Below are 3,037 nucleotides of genomic sequence, written 5' to 3'. Positions count from 1 at the left end.
GCTGACCAGAATCACGCACCAAGTCTCACGTGCGTTCGACTTGAATAATGGACAAAATGCAATTCACAGTCGTGTTAGTAGTGAAAGGAGTCAGGGGATAATGAGTGTACTTACAAAAGCGCAGATGGAAGCGGTTTATCAGCGCAATTGCGATATGATTTACCGAATATGTCTGATGCATCTGAAGCATGAACAGGATGCTCTGGACGCGGTATCAGAAACAAGCGGTCTATATAAAACAGAATCATCTGGAGGGAAGCCAGTATGAAGCCGGAACAGAAGGAAAATAAGTATATTTGATTTCAAAATCATCATAGTAATGAGTGATACACACAACGTAAATAAAGAAATCTGGCCGTTTTTTCTTGCTAAGCGATTGTTAGCGTGCAAGACAAAACGACCAGATTTCTTTTTCAACACGTACATTCATTTTTATAAAAACCATCAAAATAAGTATTTATTTGCTTGAAAAGCTATCAAAATAATGGTTTAATAAAAAAGAGGTGATATATCATATGAATAATATAAACTTTGCAATTCAGGAATATGTGACCGGTTCAGATATAAAAAGAGTACGAAAAACATTGCAGTTAACGCAGAAGAAATTTGCGGAATTATTAGGTGTTTCCAAAGCAACCATGGAACGATGGGAAACAAAAGAAGATAAAATTACCGGTCCGGTTGTTCTATTATTAAAAATATTAGAAAATCATCCGGAGTACGTTATGAAAATACAGATTCCGGACAAGGAATATGGTTTGCGTATGTGGTATATGCATGAGCAGGAAATATGTACGCTGATCGATGTAGACGAACTAAAAAAACGGGTAAAAATCAAAAATTATACAGATAATATTATGTTTCAGGCTTTTGGAAATCTGAAGGAACCAACCTATGAAGACTATGAGGCATTTTTAGAGTCCCGTTGTTTTCCAAAAAGCCGTGATAAAATGAAACTGATATTAAAAGATCTTGATCTGCCATTTTATGATCCGCTGATGATCATTCAGAAGACGGAAGGCAGAATGGCAGAAGATCATTTTTGGATTCGAATAGAGAGGTGAGAAATCCATGATCGAATTGTTTGAACAGAATGAACGAAAAGCCGACAGACAGTCTTCCAAGGGAAATCAGCTTAAATGGGAAAATGAAGGTATCTGGTACAAAGCGGATTGTACCGGATATGAAGGACTTGCCGAATATATGGTATCGCACTTGCTGGAAAAATCTTCTTTGGGAAAAAATGAATTTGTACAATACGATTATGAACAGATAAAATATAAAAATGTTTTTTATAATGGTGTAAAAAGCAAAAATTTTTTGTATGATGACTGGCAGATTATAACCTTGGAGCGCTTGTTTCAAAATTTTTTCCAGAAAAGTTTGTATGAAGCGGTATGGCATATACAATCTTCTGTGAAGGAGCGGTTTGAATTTCTGGTGATGCAGGTGGAGCGTATTACCGGATTGAAAGATTTTGGAATCTATCTGAACAAATTGCTGACAATTGATGCGCTGTTTGTAAACGAAGATCGTCATATGCACAATATAGCTGTGCTGATGAATCAAAAAGGTGACTTTGCGTATTGTCCTATCTTTGATCATGGCGCTGGTTTGCTTTCAGACACAAGCATGGACTATCCGTTGGGAACCGATGTATATGATGCGCTTTCAGAAGTAAGGGCAAAAACAATCAGCGGTAGTTTTGAGGAACAATTGGATGTTTCAGAAGAAGTATGCGGAACAAATCTGTATTTTCATTTTACAAAAAAAGATGTAGAACGATTATTAAAGGAAATACCGGGTTATTCTGAACAGGAGAAAAATCGCGTTCAAGATATTTTATTTGAGCAGATGCGTAAATATAAATATCTGTTTAAAAATTGATCTCAGTCTGAGTTGAGACTCCCACTTCTGCAAGTGGTGAGTAGTAACAAGTATTTCTCAGTGGGAGTTCAATCTCCGACTGAGATAAATGCTCCGCAAGGATGTGCAGTGATTCTGAAAAGAAGATGTCAGCTTGCGCTGGCCAGAATCACGCACCAAGTCTTACGTGCGTTCGACTTGAATATAGTACAAAGCAAATATCACACAACGTAAATAAAGAAATCTGGCCGTTTTTTCTTGCTAAGCGATTGTTAGCGTGCAAGACAAAACGACCAGATTTCTTTTTCAATACATAAATTTTGAAATCATTTTTGCCTTTTATCGCGGCAGATTCCACTCAAACTGTTTTGCCAGATAACGAACGACCAGAATCAGGCAAAATCCGATCAATGCAGCAATACTTTCCGGTATAAAGTGATACAGCACATAGTACCCTGCAATACCGAAAATACACGCCGTTGCGTAAATATGCTTCTGCAATACATAAGGAATTTCTCCTGCCAGCAGATCACGCAGAATACCGCCACCAACGCCTGTGATCAGACCGACAAATGCGATGAGCAGACACTGATCCGTATGTAGGAAACTGATGGTAGCTTCCATACCAAGAATCGTAAATGCTGCCAGTCCCAATGTATCGGACCAGAACAACAGATTGTGGTACATGTTATCCGTACGACGGGCGATTTTTTCTGCAATGGTATTTCTGTTGTACAATTTCCAGATCAGAAATACAACAATTGCCGTAATGGATGAAATAACCGTACATTTCGGATTCTGAAACATCGCAGGCGGAGTGTTACCGATGACAATGTCACGAATGGCACCGCCGCCTACGGATGTCACGATACCAAGAATCAGAATACCGAACAGATCCATTTCTTTTTTGATCGCCAGCATGCTTCCGGAAATTGCAAATGCAATGGAACCGATGATCTCAAATACAGACATTAAGTTTGTCACGTTAATATCCTCCCCGTTGAGATTGGCGCCTAGAGGCGCAGTACATCTAACATAGCATACTTAGGGATTGATTGTCTACTCTAAAAAATAGTTCACGGAAACTCCTCTAAAATCTAAGTCAAACTTTATCAAAAATAGTTATATCAGATGGGAGATGACTCCCACCTCTATAGGTGGTGAGAAACAA

4 protein-coding genes are annotated in these 3,037 nt (G+C 38.5%); 3 read left to right on the top strand and 1 reads right to left on the bottom strand.

The features are described from left to right. Positions 1-100 precede the first annotated feature (100 nt). The 3 genes from LG34_RS16800 to LG34_RS13000 all read left to right on the top strand — a co-directional run bounded on the left by LG34_RS16800 (position 101) and on the right by LG34_RS13000 (position 1,887). On the top strand, positions 101-268 hold the full coding sequence (locus LG34_RS16800) for a hypothetical protein (RefSeq protein WP_181369378.1): 168 nt from the start codon (positions 101-103) through the stop codon (positions 266-268). Between the two features lie 247 nt (positions 269-515). Continuing rightward, positions 516-1,064 carry a helix-turn-helix domain-containing protein gene (locus LG34_RS13005; RefSeq protein WP_109216444.1) on the top strand — a complete coding sequence of 183 codons (549 nt, stop codon included), beginning with the start codon at positions 516-518 and terminating at the stop codon, positions 1,062-1,064. Between the two features lie 7 nt (positions 1,065-1,071). Then, complete coding sequence (locus tag LG34_RS13000; RefSeq protein WP_109216443.1) at positions 1,072-1,887, top strand: hypothetical protein; 816 nt, start codon at positions 1,072-1,074, stop codon at positions 1,885-1,887. Between the two features lie 318 nt (positions 1,888-2,205). Here the strand turns inward: LG34_RS13000 and LG34_RS12995 are convergent, their stop codons facing one another. Further along, positions 2,206-2,850: a trimeric intracellular cation channel family protein gene (locus LG34_RS12995; RefSeq protein WP_109216442.1), complete on the bottom strand. Its 645-nt coding sequence runs from the start codon at positions 2,848-2,850 to the stop codon at positions 2,206-2,208. Positions 2,851-3,037: the final 187 nt, after the last annotated feature.

This window comes from Eubacterium ramulus (assembly GCF_003122485.1).
GTDB classification, from domain to species: Bacteria; Bacillota; Clostridia; order Lachnospirales; family Lachnospiraceae; genus Eubacterium_I; species Eubacterium_I ramulus_A.
Note: the sequence above shows the minus strand (reverse complement) of the source record. Positions and strands in the feature narration are given on the sequence as shown.

What these genes read in the sequence shown, in the direction of transcription:
- LG34_RS16800 (WP_181369378.1), top strand. Translation starts at nt 101, where the DNA reads ATGAGTGTACTTACAAAAGCGCAGATGGAAGCGGTTTATCAGCGCAAT.
- LG34_RS13005 (WP_109216444.1), top strand. Translation starts at nt 516, where the DNA reads ATGAATAATATAAACTTTGCAATTCAGGAATATGTGACCGGTTCAGAT.
- LG34_RS13000 (WP_109216443.1), top strand. Translation starts at nt 1,072, where the DNA reads ATGATCGAATTGTTTGAACAGAATGAACGAAAAGCCGACAGACAGTCT.